Source organism: Mycolicibacterium sp. XJ1819, assembly GCF_053483675.1.
In genome coordinates, this window is the sequence record NZ_JBEFST010000014.1 from 129,610 (window position 1) to 145,387 (window position 15,778).

16 protein-coding genes are annotated in these 15,778 nt (G+C 67.3%); 9 read left to right on the forward strand and 7 right to left on the reverse strand.

Annotated elements, in window-relative coordinates:
- Window positions 1–7: 7 nt before the first annotated feature.
- Window positions 8–1,015, reverse strand: coding sequence for an acyl-CoA dehydrogenase family protein (locus tag ABQE89_RS17050; protein WP_448418651.1), 1,008 nt, complete (start codon window positions 1,013–1,015; stop codon window positions 8–10).
- A 177-nt stretch (window positions 1,016–1,192) separates the two neighbouring features.
- Here ABQE89_RS17050 and ABQE89_RS17055 point away from each other — a divergent pair, with 177 nt between their 5' ends.
- The 4 genes from ABQE89_RS17055 (at window position 1,193) to ABQE89_RS17070 (ending at window position 5,512) form a co-directional block, all read left to right on the forward strand.
- On the forward strand, window positions 1,193–2,665 hold the full coding sequence (locus ABQE89_RS17055) for a class I adenylate-forming enzyme family protein (RefSeq protein ID WP_448418653.1): 1,473 nt from the start codon (window positions 1,193–1,195) through the stop codon (window positions 2,663–2,665).
- A complete protein-coding gene (locus ABQE89_RS17060) occupies window positions 2,662–3,786 on the forward strand; it encodes an acyl-CoA dehydrogenase family protein (RefSeq protein WP_448418655.1) in 1,125 nt (374 codons plus the stop codon). The genes ABQE89_RS17055 and ABQE89_RS17060 overlap by 4 nt, the downstream gene beginning before the upstream one ends.
- 87 nt (window positions 3,787–3,873) lie before the next feature.
- Window positions 3,874–4,272, forward strand: coding sequence for a Zn-ribbon domain-containing OB-fold protein (locus ABQE89_RS17065; protein WP_448418657.1), 399 nt, complete (start codon window positions 3,874–3,876; stop codon window positions 4,270–4,272).
- Window positions 4,273–4,303: 31 nt separating this feature from the next.
- Window positions 4,304–5,512, forward strand: a complete 1,209-nt coding sequence (locus ABQE89_RS17070; RefSeq protein WP_448418659.1) for a thiolase family protein — start codon at window positions 4,304–4,306, stop codon at window positions 5,510–5,512.
- A gap of 12 nt (window positions 5,513–5,524) precedes the next feature.
- On the opposite strand, the gene ABQE89_RS17075 is transcribed toward ABQE89_RS17070, so the two are convergent.
- The 4 genes from ABQE89_RS17075 to ABQE89_RS17090 form a co-directional block, all read right to left on the reverse strand.
- Window positions 5,525–6,415 (reverse strand): alpha/beta fold hydrolase, encoded by an 891-nt coding sequence (locus ABQE89_RS17075; protein WP_448418661.1) that lies wholly within the window; start codon window positions 6,413–6,415, stop codon window positions 5,525–5,527.
- A gap of 102 nt (window positions 6,416–6,517) precedes the next feature.
- Window positions 6,518–7,897, reverse strand: coding sequence for an HNH endonuclease signature motif containing protein (locus tag ABQE89_RS17080; protein ID WP_448418663.1), 1,380 nt, complete (start codon window positions 7,895–7,897; stop codon window positions 6,518–6,520).
- Window positions 7,898–8,091: 194 nt separating this feature from the next.
- The gene (locus tag ABQE89_RS17085; RefSeq protein WP_448418665.1) at window positions 8,092–8,973 is read right to left on the reverse strand and encodes an LLM class F420-dependent oxidoreductase; all 882 of its coding nucleotides are present in this window, start codon (window positions 8,971–8,973) and stop codon (window positions 8,092–8,094) included.
- Window positions 8,970–9,509, reverse strand: coding sequence for a nuclear transport factor 2 family protein (locus ABQE89_RS17090; RefSeq protein ID WP_448418667.1), 540 nt, complete (start codon window positions 9,507–9,509; stop codon window positions 8,970–8,972). Before ABQE89_RS17090 ends, ABQE89_RS17085 begins: the two co-directional genes overlap by 4 nt.
- Window positions 9,510–9,605: 96 nt before the next feature.
- Here ABQE89_RS17090 and ABQE89_RS17095 point away from each other — a divergent pair, with 96 nt between their 5' ends.
- Window positions 9,606–10,244 carry a TetR/AcrR family transcriptional regulator gene (locus tag ABQE89_RS17095; protein WP_448418669.1) on the forward strand — a complete coding sequence of 213 codons (639 nt, stop codon included), beginning with the start codon at window positions 9,606–9,608 and terminating at the stop codon, window positions 10,242–10,244.
- A gap of 26 nt (window positions 10,245–10,270) precedes the next feature.
- Window positions 10,271–11,032 (forward strand): SDR family NAD(P)-dependent oxidoreductase, encoded by a 762-nt coding sequence (locus tag ABQE89_RS17100; protein ID WP_448418671.1) that lies wholly within the window; start codon window positions 10,271–10,273, stop codon window positions 11,030–11,032.
- Window positions 11,033–11,044: 12 nt separating this feature from the next.
- On the opposite strand, the gene ABQE89_RS17105 is transcribed toward ABQE89_RS17100, so the two are convergent.
- On the reverse strand, window positions 11,045–11,347 hold the full coding sequence (locus tag ABQE89_RS17105) for a hypothetical protein (protein ID WP_448418673.1): 303 nt from the start codon (window positions 11,345–11,347) through the stop codon (window positions 11,045–11,047).
- Window positions 11,344–12,822, reverse strand: a complete 1,479-nt coding sequence (locus ABQE89_RS17110) for a class I adenylate-forming enzyme family protein (RefSeq protein WP_448418675.1) — start codon at window positions 12,820–12,822, stop codon at window positions 11,344–11,346. Before ABQE89_RS17110 ends, ABQE89_RS17105 begins: the two co-directional genes overlap by 4 nt.
- A 142-nt stretch (window positions 12,823–12,964) precedes the next feature.
- On the opposite strand from ABQE89_RS17110, the gene ABQE89_RS17115 reads away from it, so the two are divergent.
- The 3 genes from ABQE89_RS17115 to ABQE89_RS17125 are packed head-to-tail and all read left to right on the forward strand — an operon-like array spanning window position 12,965 to window position 15,777.
- Complete coding sequence (locus ABQE89_RS17115) at window positions 12,965–14,116, forward strand: thiolase family protein (protein WP_448418677.1); 1,152 nt, start codon at window positions 12,965–12,967, stop codon at window positions 14,114–14,116.
- 4 nt (window positions 14,117–14,120) lie between these two features.
- Window positions 14,121–14,957, forward strand: a complete 837-nt coding sequence (locus ABQE89_RS17120; protein WP_448418679.1) for an alpha/beta fold hydrolase — start codon at window positions 14,121–14,123, stop codon at window positions 14,955–14,957.
- Between the two features lie 10 nt (window positions 14,958–14,967).
- Window positions 14,968–15,777: an SDR family NAD(P)-dependent oxidoreductase gene (locus tag ABQE89_RS17125; RefSeq protein ID WP_448418681.1), complete on the forward strand. Its 810-nt coding sequence runs from the start codon at window positions 14,968–14,970 to the stop codon at window positions 15,775–15,777.
- Window position 15,778 lies beyond the last annotated feature (1 nt).

Below are 15,778 nucleotides of genomic sequence, written 5' to 3' on the forward strand. Positions count from 1 at the left end.
TGTCAGTTCAGGTTTCGATCTTATGGTGGGTGGCCAGCGCGCGGCGCAGGTGCAGGTGCACGTCGACTTCCCATGAGTAGCCCATGCCACCGTGCAGGTGGATTGCGGCCTCGAACAGGTTGATCGCCGACCGGGGCACCCATCTGGCGACCGATGCCACCGCCGTTGCCGCGGACAGGCCGCGTTCGGCACACTCGATCGCCGCGTATTGCACGGCCGCACGGGCCTGTTCGGTGGCGACATACATGTCGGCCAGCCGATGCTTGATGGCCTGGAAGCCGCCGATGGGCCTGCCGAACTGCTCGCGTTCGGTGACGTAGCCGACGGTCTCGGCGAGCACCCTCTGCATGGAACCGACGAGTTCAGCGGTTGTGAGAACGGCGAGTTCACGCCGGATGTCGTCGACCTCCTGCTCGTCGAGCGGGAGCACGTCGGACGGCTCGGCCCCATCCACGGTCAACTCGGCGACGGGTCGGGTGGGATCGAGGTCCGCGCGGCGGTCCGCCGTCGGCAGCTCTGCCCTGTCGACGACGACGACCGCCGGCGCCTCTGCGTGGTGGTCGCGCGCGATGAACGCCACGGCGTCGCTCAGATCGTCGGGGACGCGGGCCTGCCCCCTCAGGCCGCCGTCCCCGCAAAACTCGAGTCCATCGGCGCCGCACAACGCCGTGATGCGCGCCCCACTGCACACCCCGTCGAGCAGGCCGTTGGCCTGCGGGTGCGAACTCAGGGCGCGGGCCAGCACGATCGACTCGACGGCGGGCTCGGGCAGCAGCACCGCACCCGTCTTCTCCGCGAGCGCGGTGGCCTCCAGAAGGCCCGCGCCCACTCCGTCGGGCGCAGGTATCCGAAACATCGGCAGGCCCATCTCGCACAGCGCGGACCAGCGTCGGCGATCGGCGGGCGATGACGTCGAGGTGGCGTCGGCGATCGTCTTCGCGTCCTGCCGCCGCTCGAAGAAGTCCGCGACGGAGTCGACGAGCGCGACCACGTCGCCGTCCATGGCGAAGTCCACATCATCAGACAACTCGGTCGGCGGCTGGGGGCGCAACCCGGCGGCCGCCTTTCGGAAGCAAATCCCGTTCTCGCCGAAAATTCGGCTTTCGCCACACCGGGCACGAAGCGGTGTACTCCGGGCAGCGGTGGCTCGTACGGTCTTACTGAATCCACGGGCTCACCAGGGAGGTACCGCATGAACGCGGCGTCGTTGCCGAACACGACGGGTCCCGGAAAGGGTGTGCAGAACCTCCTCGACCGGTGCGCGGCGCTGGCACCGTCGAGCACGGCGCTGATCGTCGACGACTGCTCCTACACCTTCGGCGAACTGGCGGCGGCCAGCCACGCTGTCGCATCCCGCCTCGTGCCGCGAACCCGGGTGCTGGCCAGGCTCGGCAACAACGCGGCGTCGCTTGTGGCGATACACGCCGTCTGGCAGGCCGGGTGCTCGGTGGTCACCGCCAGCACGATGGTGCCCGATACCGAGGTGCACCGCCGCGCATCGGAGACCGCGGCCTCGGGCCATTTGTCGCCCGTGGCCGTCGGCCTCGACGTCGACGTGGTCGAAACCGGTGCCGACGATCCCGCGCCGGCGGGCGAAGCGTTGGTCATGTTCACCTCGGGTACCACCGGAACGCCCAAGGGCGCGTCGCTGACGTTTTCGGCGCTTCGCGGGTCGCTGGTCGGAATCGCCACCGGCAACGGTCTTCCCGAGGACGGCCGTGCGCCGCGTGACCCCGCCCGCGGACCGCGGGTGGTCTTCGTGCCGATCGCCCACATGGGCGGTCTGTTGGGCACGATGACGGCCTGGTGGCTCGGCAAGCCTGCGCTGATCGTCGAAAAGTTCTCCCCCGAGCAGGTGTTCCACCTGGCCAAGCGCTATCGAATCGGGACGTTGGGCATGACGCCCGCGATGGTGTGGGAAATGGTGCAGGCCGGCGCTGACGCGCAGCTGCCTGGCGTCGACAACGTGATCGTCGGAACCGCGGCGCTCCCGGAGACAACCCGCATCGCCTTCGAGACGAAGTACGACGTCCCGGTGCTGCGCAACTACGGTCAGACGGAGTTCGCGGGCGCGATCGCATTCGAACGGCCGTCCGACGTCGCGGCGGGGCGGCGGCCGGAGGGCACCGTCGGCCGCATCGCACCGGGAGTCGACGTCACCATCCTCGACCCGGACGGCGCCGCGGTGCCGACCGGGCAGGTCGGTGAGATCGCGGCCAGGGCCGCCTCGGCGATGTCGGGGTACCTGGGTGCCGACGGCCGGCCCGCGAACCCCGGAAAGTGGTTGCGCACCGGCGATCTCGGCAAGCTGGACTCCGACGGGTTTCTCTCTGTCGTCGGCCGCGTTCGCGACATGGTGGTGTGTGGTGGGTTCAACATCTATCCGGCCCAGGTTGAAGCGGCGCTCAACGACCTGCCCGGGGTCGCCGACTCCGCGGTCGCCGGCATTGCCGACGAGCGGTTGGGCGAGGTGCCCGTCGCGGCCGTGGTGCTGCAGTCAGGCGCCACCGGCGATCAGGAGACAATCCGCGAGGCCTTGCGCGCCCGACTCGCCGCCTACGAACTTCCGCGGCGGGTGGTCGTCGTCGAGGCGATCCCCCGGCATGACACCGGCAAGGTCGATCGCGACGAGGTCGCGCGCCTGGTCGAAAGCCAGTCACGATGAGCACCGTCACCCTCTCGGCGCTGACCGACGCGGAGTTTCGTGACCGGCTGCACGAATGGTTCGCTGCCAACCCCGCACCCGCGCTGCCCGTGTCGACGTCCGCCGGAGAGGACGCCGAATACCTTGCTGCTCAACGGCAGTGGCAGAAGCGGCTGGCGCAGGCCGGGCTGGCGGGGATCGCGTGGCCGGTGGAGTACGGCGGGCAGGGCGCGTCCCCGCTGCGGCAGCTGATCTTCCACGAGGAGCATCAGCGCGCCGGCGGGCGCGGAGGTGAGCCGTTCTTCGTCGGCCTGTCACACGCGGGCCCGACGATCATCGCGGAGGGCACCGACGACCAGCGCAGGCGCTGGCTGCCGGGCATTCTCAACGGCGATCTGCTGTTCGCGCAGTGCTTTTCCGAGCCGGGAGCGGGATCGGATCTGGCCGCGATCAGCACCCGCGCCGTCGTCGAGGACGGCTGCCTGGTAGTCAACGGGCAGAAGCGCTGGAACACCCGCGCGCAGCAGGCCGACATGTGCGAACTGTTGGTGCGCACCGACCCCGACGACCGCTATGGCGGATTGACCTACGCCGTCGCGGACATGCGGACACCGGGCATCACCGTGCGCCCGATCACCGCGATCACCGGCAGGCCGGAGTTCTGTGAGGTGTTCTTCGACGACGCCCGGATTCCGATGGAGAACGTGCTCGGTCGGGTCGGCGAGGGCTGGAAGGTCGCCACCACGACGCTGTCGTTCGAACGCAGCACCGCGTTCGCCGCAACGATCGTCGGGCTGCAACGGTTGGTCGAGGAGTTGACGCAGGAACACTCCAGGAACCCCGTGCTCCGTCACCGCCTGCAGGAACTGGCCGACGACGCGTTCGCCGTGCGCGCGTTGCTCTACAAGAGCGTCTCCGAACAGGAGAACGGCGGCGAGCCGAGCCCGGCCAGCAGTGCACTGAAACTGATCGCCACCGAACTCAACCATCAGATCCGCAAGTTCGCCGTGCTCGCCGGCGAGACCGAAATCGAGGACTACTTCGAGTCTTTCGGCCTGCTGATCGGCGGCGGGACCTCAGAGATACAGCGCAACATCATCGCCGAGCGGATCCTAGGTCTGCCGCGGGAACCGCGAAGGTAACGTCGGAACGTTACGCGAGACCGACATCATCGGTGATCGGAGGACCCGCATCCGCTACGGTCAGCAGAACGCGTATTGGAGGTCTTGATGGCTGAGCAGGTCCCACTGGTCGACTACCTCGTACTTGACGACGGCGAACCACACCTCGTCGCGCAGGAATGCAGTAGTTGCGGCGCTCGGTTCTTCGACCGGCGTAACGCCTGCGCCGGATGTTTCGGCACTGAGTTTCGGCCCGTCCCGGTTCCCACCGAGGGCACGGTGCGCGCGTTCACCATCGTCACATTCGCTGCGCCCGGCATCCCGGTGCCGTTCGTGGCCTCCGTGGTGGACTGCGACGGCACCCAGGTGCGCGCCAACCTGGTCAACATTGCGCCGGACCCCGAGCACGTCCGCACCGGAATGAAGGTGCGGCTCGCCACCTACCCGATCGGCACCGATTCCAATGGAACCGAGGCGATCGGCTTCGGCTTCGAACCAGCCGCGTGACCTCAGTATCAGAGACCGCAAAGGAGCGACGATGAGCGCGAGCGACGAGATCTGGATCGTCGGAATCCGGATGACCAAGTTCGGCAAGCACCCGGACCTCGACACCGTCGACCTGGCCGCGCAAGCGGCGATGGAGGCACTCTCCGACGCAGGCCTGACCATGGGCGACATCGGCATGCTGGCCGCCGGCAATCTGATGAATGCCAGTGCGAGTATCGGTCAGCAGCTGCAGAAGCAGATCGGCCAGACCGGGATTCCGGTGTACAACGTGGCCAACGCCTGCGCCACGGGAGCGACGGCGTTGCGCACCGCAATCATGTCCGTTAAGGCTGGCGAGGTCGACTACGGTATGGCGGTCGGCGTCGAAAAGCTCTCCGGTGCAGGACTTCTTGCTGGCGGCGGGAAGGCCGACGACGGCGATGTCTGGGAGCCCAAGGGCCGCTACGGCGCGGTAGCACCGGTGGACGGACGGATCGGTACCGAGACGATGCCGGGCGTATTCGCCCAGATCGGCATGGAGTACGGGCACAAGTACGGTGGCACGAGTTTCGAGTTGTTCGCCAAGATCAGCGAGAAGAACCACGCCCATTCCACGCTCAACCCGCTGGCGGCGTATCAGAAGCGGTTCACGCTCGAGCAGATCATGAACGACGTCATGATCGCCTACCCGAACACCCGGCCGATGTGCTCGGCCAACTGCGACGGCGCGGCGGCGGCGATCGTCTGCAACGGCGAGACGCTCAAATCAATGCCGGCAGAACAGCGGCGGCGCGCGGTGAAGGTGTCGGAATCGGTGCTTACCACCGACCCCTACGAGGAGGGCTGCCAGGTGCTGCCGAACGTCAACACGCTTACTCGAAAGGCCGCCGCGATCGCCTACGAGCAGGCCGGTGTCGCACCCGGCGACCTCGACCTGGTGGAACTGCACGACTGCTTCGCTACGGCCGAATTGGTGCACTACGACAATTTGATGCTTTGTGAGGAAGGTGGCGCAGCAGAGTTCTTCGAATCGGGTGCCACCTGGCGCGACGGCTCGACGCCGGTCAATGTGTCGGGCGGGCTGCAGTCCAAGGGCCACCCGATCGCCGCCACCGGTATCGCCAACATCTGGGAGGTTTGTCACCACCTTCGCGGCGAAGCCGGTGACCGCCAGATCGAAAACGCCAACGTCGGCCTGGCCCATGTGATCGGGCTCGGTTCGGCCTGTGGTGTACACATTCTCGAGCGATCTGCGGCCTGACTGCCCGCCGCGTCAGCTCAATAGTTTGAGTCGCGAGCGCACGCGGCGCTCCAGGAAATCGCCGAGGACCTCCTCGAACACCGCGTTGTCGTCGCCGGCCACCATGTGGTGCGCACCGGCGACGGTGGCGAACTCCGCATGCGGCACCAACTCCAGGAAGCGCACCGCGTCGTCGACGCTGAGCACGTCGGACTCGCCTCCGCGCACGAGCAACGTGGGCAACCGCAGATCCCTGGCCGCCGCGCCCAGGCGCGCAGGATCGATGAGTTGGTCGCGCTGCACCGCCTGGTCGGTGGGTGCCGCCATGAACGCAGGGTCCCAGTGCCAGTACCACCGCCCGTCGCGCTCCCGCAGGTTCTTCTTCAGCCCATTGAGGTTGCGCGGTCGCGGACGATGCGGAACATAGGCCGCGACGGCATCGGCGGCCTCCTCGAGCGTGGCGAACCCGGATTCGGCATGGGAGACCATGAAATCGCGGATCCGGCTTGTTCCCGACGGTTGTAGGAACGGCGAGACGTCCACCAGCACCAGGCCGAGCGCGAGGTCTGGCCGTAGCCCTATCGCCGCCAGCGAGGCGTTGCCGCCCAGCGACGCACCGACATAAACCGGTGGGCGGCCAAGGAAGTCGGCCACCCGGGTCACGTCGCTGGCGAAACGATCGAGGCCGTAATACCCGTCGGGCGACCAGCTGCTCTCGCCGTGTCCCCGCAAATCGACGGTGACCGCGTACCAGCCCTGGCCGCCGAGGTCCGCTGCTGTCGACCCCCAGGAGTGCCTGGTCTGGCCGCCACCGTGCAGCAGCACCACGGGCGGGTCCGCCGGATCACCGTACGCGTCGGCCACCATCGTCACGTCGCCCGCCGGGATGGTCAGCGTGGCGGCAGTCTTGTTCTCACGACTCATGGTTATAGGTCTACTGCATCGAGATCCGGCGTCAGCAGGCAGTGTGGAGCACCGCCGCACCGGTGGAGCGCGGCGGGCTCCCTAAACGTTGCGACCGGGGCGTCAACTGTCCGGTGGGATTGGTCCGTGTTCGTCGGGTTCTTTGAGGATCCGGTCGGGGTGGTGGTAGGTGTTGACGCGGTTTTGGCCGGTGTCGAGTTGCGGTGGGGGTCGCCATTCGACGCTGCCGTCGCGGCGGATACGTACCTGCCAACCCTGTTCGGCCAGCCGATTGTGCGGTCCGCAGGCCAACACCTCTTGGTCGATGTCGGTTCGGCCGTTGGTCTTCCAGCCGGTGATGTGGTGGACCTGGGTGCCATAACCGGGCACGGGGCAGCCGGGGAAGGTGCACCCATGGTCGCGCGAAAGGAGCACGATCCGTTGCGCAGCCGAGGCGCAGCGCCGGGAGCGCCCCAGGTACAGCGGGAGGCGGGTGTGCTGGTCGAAGACCACCAGATAGTGATGGGCGTGTGAGGCCAACCGGATCACATCGGCCATCGGCAGCAGCGACCCACCTGCGGTGACCGCACACCCGGCCCCCCGCTCCAACTCGGCCAGTGTGGTGGACACGATGATGGTGGCCGGCAACCCGTTGTGCTGGCCCAACTCCCCCGAGGACAACACGCTGCGCCCGATCGCCACCAGCGCGTCGTGGTTGCGCTGGCCGACCGTGCGCTGATCGTTGTCGATCTGCTCTTGCGACGGCGTGCCCTTGGTGCACGGCGCTTCGTCGTCGGGATTGCACATCCCCGGTGCGCCCCACTTGGCCAGCGTCGCCTCCAGGGTCGCCCGGCCCTGCGGATCCAACCGGCCGTGGATCTCGCTCATCCCGTCCGCACCCTGCTTACCGATGCTCAGACAGCGACGGCGGGCCCGTTCAGTGTCGTCGGGCATCGGCCCGTCCTGGTCGATCAACGCCAACAGCCGCTCGGCAGCCTTTCGCAGTTCGTCAGGACCCAGCCCGACCGCAGCGCGCACCAACGACGCCTCGGCCTGCCCACGAGTGACCACATCAACCCAGTGAGGCAGGTTGCCCAGCGTCTTACGGATGATCTTGACGTGCTCGGAGCCGATCGCGCCGCAGGCTTGAGCCGCCGCGGTGGCCGCAAGCATCGGCTCGAGCGGCTCACCGGTCAGCGTTGTGCGCGGGCCCAGATCGGCCGCCTCGGCCAACCGCCGACGCGCCTCGTTCTGCGAGATCCGCAATCGACCGGTCAGCACCTCGCGCATCGACTTGGCACCCAACTCGGCCGGCGACGCCTCGGCCACGAGGCGGGCAAGGATGCGATGCGACTGGGTGGGAAGCGTGCGAGCCAACACCTCCAACTCAGTCTGCAGATCGAGCAGCTCGCGATGGCTAAGCGAATCCAGATCGGCGGCCGCCAGCTCGCGATAGGCCGCAGTCATCGCGGCCACTGCGGTGCACGCTCGATCCGAACTCATACTCGAACACTAGTTCGAGCCACCGACAATTCTGGCCAAGCTCCAAGGTGATTCGCCGAGCGTGCAACCACGGCGAAAAATCAGCCGAAATCTCGCCATAGCCGCACACTCGGCGCCGCATATGTGACCACAGAAACGTAAGAGACAAAAGAGTATTCGGCCCGACGCGAGCGTGCGCAAAATCGGATTGCGGCCTACACGTCGGTCGTCGGCCCGACCAGTTCGTCGCCCAACCGGGCGACCTCGTCGCGCATGTCGCCGACCGTGCGCGCACGAATGGCCACGGTCAGACGGTCGACGCCGAAATCCGCATAGCGCTTGGCGTCGTCAACCGTGCGCGCCCCGCCGGCGGTGATCTCCAACGTATTCGGATTCCGGCCGGCCGCTTCTGCCTCGGCGCGCACACGCTGGATCAGCCGAGGCAGTTCCACCTCCGGATCCTGGCCGGGGAAGATGAACGGGAAGTATCCGTCGCCGCGGACGGCGGCTCGGCTGATCGCGGCGTCGGAGGCTCCGCCCACCAGCAGCGGGATCGATCCGCGTACCGGCCAGGGTCGACATTCGACCTGGTCGAACTGGACGTATTGGCCGTCATACGAAGCGGTCTCGGTACTCCAGAGCAGGCGCAGTACGTCCATGTACTCGTCCATCCGACGACCGCGGTCGTGGAAGTTCATCCCGACCGCCTGGTACTCCTCCGGTAACTCGCCGACGCCCACACCCAGCATCAGCCGGCCGCGACTCAAGTGGTCGAGCGTGGCGGCGGCCTTGGCGACCACCACCGGCTGGTGCTCGGGCAAGATCATCACGCCGGTGCCGAAGCGGATCCGAGACGTCGCCGCGGCGACGTAGGCGAACCAGATCAGCGGATCGGGGATGCCGCCGCGGCGGCCCAGTCGGGACATGCTGCCGTCGGTCGAGCCACGGTAGGGGGTGGCGTCAGGACTCTTGGGCATGATGACGTGCTCGGGCGCCCACAATGATTCGAAGCCGGCTTCCTCGGCGGCTTGCCCGAGAGCCACAGCGCTGTCCGGGTCGGGAAACCCGGTGCTGGAGAAGACGATGCCCCATTTCACGATGCCGCCCTCCGATGTTCAGATCCGCCGTGCGGTAACACCCAAGGCGTAGGTGTAGTCGTCATGCAGGGGCCGCCGTTCGGCGCGAAGCGCTCGGCCCGCCGACGATCCGGTTGCCACGGCTGCACCCAGTCGGTGATCACGGTGCGCTCGGCGATTCGCCAACCGCGGCCGTTGCGCGTGAAGCGGTCCGCGTACCGGATACCGGCGATGAAGTTCTCCCGCGCGTTGTCTACATCCTCCGCGGACGCGTGGTATGCGACGGTATACGACTCGGCGGCGGCCTCGTCACCGTCGGTTTCAACCAGCACATTTCCCACGAAGTGAACAGTGAACGCATAGCGCGGCAGGATGTTTCGCAGCCATTCGATGTAGTCGTCACGAGCGCCGGTGAAACCGGGGTGCCGGTCGATCCCGTCGGGGTGATAACACTGGCGCACCAGCTCGAAGTCGCGGCGGTCGATCCCACGGGCATAGCGATAGATGACGTCGCGAATCTCCTCGCGATCCAGCAGTTGGCTGATGCCGTCTGTCATCGTCGCCTGCCCTCTCGCGAAATCGCTGCCGCCGGTGTACGGTGTGACAACACCGTTTTCGCATACGTATACGCCGTTGTCAAGGAAGGTACACCGATGGCGCACCCCGGCTCACTGCGCGATCAGGCCGTGGCGCGCAGCGTTTCAGAGCGCCGCGATGCGGCGGACGCCGCGGTCGGACATCTCCTGCAGGCGGCCAAGGATCTGATTCGCGACACCGGAAGCGTCGACCTGAGCCTTCGCGAACTCCTCGACCGGGCCGGCGTCGGAACCCGCCTGTTCTACCGGCACTTCGAGAGCAAGGAAACGTTCCTGCTGGTGCTGCTCGAAGATCTGTTCAATGAGTTGTCGGCGCACATCGCCGATGCGATGGCCGGCGCTCGCGGGCCGCGCCGGAAGGTCAGTGCATGGGTACGGGGTGTCCTCGACCAGTCGCAGCCCGATATCGCGGCGCTCGGGCGGCCCCTGCTGATCCACGCTGCACGCCTCAACAGCCTGTACCCGGAGTCGTATCGAGCGGTGGGGCTCAAGCTGATCGAGATGTTGACCGACGCCATCACGGCCGGCGTCGCGACCGGTGAGTTCCACAGTTCGGACCCCCGCGCAGATGCGCGTGCGGGCTTCTTCCTCACCCTTTCGGTCATGCAATCGCACGTGCTGGAAGGCACCACCGTCTCCCGCGCGGAAGCCACCGCGATCACCGGTTTCATCCTGCGCGCACTGCAAGCGGGTTGACAGATTCGACGAAGAAGGGCCAATAGATGGGAACGTCGCTAGCGGGAAAGGTCGCCCTGATCACCGGCGGGAGCAGTGGGGTAGGCCGCGGAATCGCACTGGCCATGGCTGACAAGGGCGCCACGATTGCGGTGGCCAGCCGAACACTGAAGCGGTGCGAGGACACCGTGGCCGAGATCGAAGAGCGCGGCGCGATGGCGCTCGCCGTTGCGTGTGACGTCAACGAGCCTGACGACGTCGTCCGCGCTGTGGAGAGTTCGGTAGCGGCGTGGGGTCGCCTCGATGTCTTGGTGCACTCCGCGCAGAGCTTCAACTACGGTCCCATCCGCAAACTTGCGCCAGAAGACCTTGACGAGTCCTGGCGGACCGGGCCGATGGCGGCGTTTCGGTTGATGCAGGCGGCTTTTCCGGCACTCCGTCAATCCCGCGGGCTCATCGTCAATGTCGCCTCCGGCGTCGGGATCTCCGCTCCGCCCGGCATGGCGGCGTACGCGATGGCGAAGGAAGCCATGCGCACCCTGACCCGGGTGGCCGCCTCGGAGTGGGGGCGCTACGGCATCCGGGCCCTCGCGTTGTGCCCGTTCACCGAGACGCCTGGCCTGAACACCTTCGAGGATCAGTTCGGGCTGTCTCGAAGTGAGGATCTACTACCCGACGTGCCGCTCGGTCGAATCGGGGATCCCGAAACGGATGTGGGCCGCGTCGTCGCGTTCCTGGCCTCCGACGACGCCAGCTACCTCACCGGCACCACGATGATGGTCGACGGCGGCTACACCTATCTGCGGTAACGCTTCGCAGGCTCAGTCGCTGGCCGGCAGCGGCTTGGCTTCCTTGAGCGCCAACGGTGTGGCGCCGATGCTCAGCGTGCCGGCGCCGGCCTTGGTCACCAGCACCTCCGCACCGGCTTCGTCGACGTAGCGCTTGCCCATCGCATTACCCTCGGAGAACCCGGGATCCAACGTCAGGCCCGCCGACTTCTCGGCGTCCAACGGCAGCATCGGATGCCCGCCACAGCGCAGATCATCGAGGCCGTCGGTGGCCCGCACGACGATCACCTGGGTGTCACACACCTGGCTCTGCAGCCTGGTTCCGTTCTTGATCATGTGGTACTCCTTGCATTTTCGTACAGGTCGTCGATGATGTCACGGCGCAGCACCTTGCCGGTGGCTGTCGTCGGCAGGCTGTTGCGGAACACGATGCGGTCAGGCGTTCGTGAGCCCCGCAGGCGCGTCCGGCAAAAGTCTCGCAGCTCGTCCGCGGTCAGCTCGACATCGGCTTCGGGCACCACCACCGCCACGATGATCTGGCCCCACTGTTCGTCGTCCATTCCGACCACGGCCAGGTCGTGCACACCAGGATGCTCGATCAGCACATCCTCGATCTCCGACGGCGCGATGTTCTCGCCGCCGCGGATGATCGTGTCGTCGGAGCGTCCCCCGATGAACAGATAGCCCTCCTCGTCGAGCATCGCCACGTCTTTGGTGGGAAACCATCCCTCGGCGTCGAGCACCGAACCGATCCCGGTGTAGCGACCGGACACCTGCGGGCCCCGCACGAACAGCTCACCGGTCGCCCCCACCGGCAGCACGGCGCCGTTCTCGTCGCGGATCTGCACCTCCACGCCCGGCACCGGCCTGCCGACCGATCCGAGTCGACGCGCCACCGCCTCGTCGGCCGCGCCGTAGGCCAGGCGATGATCCTCAGGCGTCAAGACCGCCACGGTCGAACTGGTCTCGGTCAACCCGTAGGCGTTGACCAGCCCCACCTCCGGGAACAACTCGACAGCCTTGCGGACCAACGGAAGACCCACCTTCGACCCGCCGTAGGCAAGGTTGCGCAGGGTCGGCAGCTGCGCGGGCTTGCCGTCGAGGGCGGTGACGATGCGGTCGAGCATCGTCGGCACCACCGTCGCGGTCGTCACCCGTTCGTCACGCACCAACTGCAACCAGTCCTGCGGTTCGAACTTGCGCAGATAGACGATGCGGCGCCCGGCGTAGAGGTTCGACAGCGCAGCGCCCACCCCCGCGACGTGGTAGGGCGGCACACAGACCAGCGCCGCATCGTCGGTGGCCGCCGAGGCGAACTCGACGGTCGTCGTCACATAGCTGGTCAGATTGTTGTGGGTCAGCTCGACGGCCTTGGGCTGGGAAGTGGTCCCGGACGTGAACAGGACGATCGCGACGTCGTCGGCGTCGGGAAACTCGGCTGCCGGCTCGGCGCTCTGGGATGCCTGCCAGAACTCCTGGGAGGTCATCACGGTCTTGCCCAGTCCAGTGACCACGTCGGCGTACTCGGCGTCGGCCACCACGAACGGTGCGGGCAACCGCTCGACGAGCGCGCGGACACCGTCGGCGCTCAGCCGGTAGTTCAGCGGGGTGACCGGCACACCGGCCTTCGCCGCACCGAAGATCAGCACCGGCAGCATCGCGCCGCCGGTGCCCACATAGGCGACGTGTTCACCCCCGGAACCGGCGATGACGCCCGCGCCCCGCTCCGCGGCCTCGCTGAGCTGCGTCGTGGTCAGGCGAATATCGCCGTCCACGACCGCGATCCGGTCGGGATCGCCCGACACGGCCATTTCCAACAACAGTGCAATGCTCAACGCCGCCAGTCCTCGCTCACCAGTCGTACCGGGTCCGGGCGATTATGCCATGAATCAGATATATAGTTATAGAGTTAGTGTTCAGCGGCTAGGTGCCGACCGACGTCCAAGGAGCAGCATGACCGAACCCGACATCGCGATCATCGGCGTAGGCATCCACCCCTTCGGCAGGTATGCCGACCGCTCCGCCCTGGAGATGGGTGCGGTCGCGATCGGCCGGGCAGTGCGCGACGCCGGCGTGGACTGGGCCGACGTGGGCAGCCTGTACGCGGGCAGCCTCGAGGTGGCCAACCCGGAGGCCGTCACCGGCCTGGTCGGGATGACAGGCCTGCCGGCGCGCGCGACGCTGAGTGGGTGTGCGACGGGGAACTCGCTGCTGACCCTGGCCGCACGTGACGTCGCACTCGGCGAGGCCGACATCGCCGTGGGCGTGGGACTCGACAAGCACCCGCGCGGCGCGTTCGGCGCCGATCCGGCGGTGGCCGGGCTGCCGCAGTGGTACGGCGATCAGGGCATGTTCCTGACCACCCACTACTTCGGCACCAAGATCATGCGCTACATGCACGATCACGGCATCAGCGATCAGACCCTGGCCCGCGTGGCCGCCAAGAACTTCTCCAACGGCGCGCTCGCCCCGCACGCCTGGCGGCGCAAGGCGATGAGCGTCGAGGCGATCCTGGAGTCGCCGGTCGTCAACGCACCACTGCGCCAGTACATGTACTGCAATCCCAACGAGGGCGCGGCGGCCGTCGTCGTCTGCCGGGCCGCCGACGCCAAGAAGTACAGCGACACCCCGATATACCTGAAGTCCACCGCCCTGCGCAGTCGCCAGGAGGGCGCCTACGAGTTGTTGCGCACCTCCATCGAGCTCCCGCTGGTGCCGGGCACCACCGCCGAGGCGGCCAAGGCCGCCTACGAACAGGCAGGGGTGGGACCCGAGGACATCGACGTCGCGCAACTGCAGGACACCGACTCCGGGTCCGAGATCATCCACATGGCCGAAACCGGCTTGTGCAAGGACGGCGAGCAAGAGGCGCTGCTCTACGACGGAGCCACCGAGATCGGCGGCCGGCTGCCGATCAACACCGACGGCGGGCTGCTGGCCAACGGGGAGCCCGTCGGCGCGTCCGGGCTGCGGCAGGTCTACGAACTGGTCCAACAACTGCGCGGCACCGCCGGAGACCGCCAGGTGCCCAACAATCCCAAGGTCGCGCTCGCCCAGCTGTACGGATCACCCGGGACCGCGGCCGTCGCGATCCTGACGAGATAGTTTCATGGCCGCGTCCAGTGTCGTCCTCGACGGCGTGCCCGTCGCCTACACCGACGTCGGCTCCGGTCCCCCGCTGGTCTTCGTGCACGGTGCGTACGTGACCGGCCGGTTGTGGGACGACGTCATCGCCGTGCTCTCGGAGCGCTACCGATGCATCGCACCCACCTGGCCGTTCGGGGCGCAGCAAGATCCGGTCGGATCGCAGGCGGATCTCGGGGTACAAGCCGCGGGTCGTCGCATCAGTGGACTGCTCGACGCGCTGGATCTGGGCGACGCCACGCTGATCGCCAACGACAGCGGCGGTGGCATCGTGCTCTCCGCGCTGGGCGATCCCGACCTCAGCTGGCACCGGGTGGGTCGGCTGGTGTTCACCAATTGCGACAGCTACGAACACTTTCCGCCCAAGTCGTTCGCACCACTGGTCAAGCTGTGCCGCATCAGCGCCGTGGCGGGCGGGGCGATGTTGCGGCTGCTGGCCACGGGTCCCGGCCGGTCCTACTTCGTCCGCGCGGTCACCCGGAACGGCCTTGCCACCGACCGCCACGGCCCGATCTTCGGTGGGTTCATGCACTCGGCCGCGGTACGGCGTGAGGCGGTCCGCTTCACCGCCGCGCTGCATCCGCGTCACACGACAGGGGCGGAACCAGCCATCAAGAACTGGACCAAGCCGGTGCTGATGCTGTGGGGTGACAGCGACCAACTGTTTCCGGTCAGCCACGCGCAACGCCTGGTCGACGACTTCCCGAACGCGACGCTGCACGTCGTCGACGGCAGCGCGACCTACGTGATGCTGGACCGGCCGGCCGAAACCGCCGCGGCCATCCGTGATTTCGTGAACTAGGAGAACAAGAGTGGATCTCGGGCTGGAGGGCAAACGCGCGCTCGTCACGGGAAGCAGTTCGGGTATCGGCGCCGGCATCGCCAGGATGCTGGCGGCCGAGGGCGTGTCGGTGGTGGTGCACGGGCGCAACGTCGAACGGTTGTCCGCGGTGCGCGACGCGATCCGAGACAGCGGGGCAAGCGCCGACATGGCCGCGGGAGACCTGTCCAGCCAAGAGGATGCGACACGGGTGGCGGAGACCGCCGCCGCTGCGTTCGGCGGGATCGACATCCTGGTCAACAACGCGGGCGGAGCGTCGGACACGGGCATCCAGTCGTGGTTCAAGCTGCCGGTAGACGAGTGGGAGGTCACCTATCGGCGCAACGTGCTCTCCGCGGGGTATCTGATCCACGCGTTGGCCCCAGGCATGAAGGAGAACGGGTGGGGGCGGATCATTCAGATCGCTTCCGCGGCAGGCATCATCCCGACGTCCGGCCAGCCCGACTACGGACCGTCCAAGGCCGCGATGATCAACATGTCGATGGGGCTGTCGAAAGCCTTGGCGGGCAGCGGGGTCACCGTCAACACCGTGATGCCCGGGATGATCATGACCGACGGATTGCGTGAGTTCCTGACCACCTTCGCCGAGAAACGCGGCTGGGGTGACGACATCGACCGCGCCGCGGAGTACGTGTTGAAGGGCACCGGCCAGACCGTGCACCGGATCGGGCAGGTCGAGGACGTCGCATACGCCGTCGCGATGCTCGCCAGTCCGAGCGCGGACTTCTTCAACGGGATGAACCTGCACGTCGACGGCGGTGGAACCGGGTCGATCTACTGAT